The sequence below is a fragment of the Paraburkholderia sp. SIMBA_054 genome, assembly GCF_046534875.1.
Taxonomy (GTDB): domain Bacteria; phylum Pseudomonadota; class Gammaproteobacteria; order Burkholderiales; family Burkholderiaceae; genus Paraburkholderia; species Paraburkholderia hospita.
Genome location: NZ_JAWRXV010000222.1, coordinates 1 through 519, shown reverse-complemented (window position 1 = coordinate 519; position 519 = coordinate 1). Strand labels below are relative to the sequence as shown.

The window sequence follows — 519 nt, the reverse complement described above, 5'->3', positions numbered from 1 at the left end:
CGAATCATTCGTCAGTGATTTTGAGTGAGCGACCGGTTGGTAAAACAACCGAAAAACAGTAACAGGTTTGAACTGAAGAGTTTGATCCTGGCTCAGATTGAACGCTGGCGGCATGCCTTACACATGCAAGTCGAACGGCAGCACGGGGGCAACCCTGGTGGCGAGTGGCGAACGGGTGAGTAATACATCGGAACGTGTCCTGGAGTGGGGGATAGCCCGGCGAAAGCCGGATTAATACCGCATACGATCTCTGGATGAAAGCGGGGGACCGAAAGGCCTCGCGCTCAAGGGGCGGCCGATGGCAGATTAGCTAGTTGGTGGGGTAAAGGCCTACCAAGGCGACGATCTGTAGCTGGTCTGAGAGGACGACCAGCCACACTGGGACTGAGACACGGCCCAGACTCCTACGGGAGGCAGCAGTGGGGAATTTTGGACAATGGGGGCAACCCTGATCCAGCAATGCCGCGTGTGTGAAGAAGGCCTTCGGGTTGTAAAGCACTTTTGTCCGGAAAGAAAACC

General features: G+C 55.7%; 1 rRNA gene. It reads left to right on the top strand.

Annotated elements, in window-relative coordinates:
• Positions 1–69 precede the first annotated feature (69 nt).
• A 16S ribosomal RNA gene (locus SB822_RS54865) occupies positions 70–519 on the top strand; the annotation flags it as partial.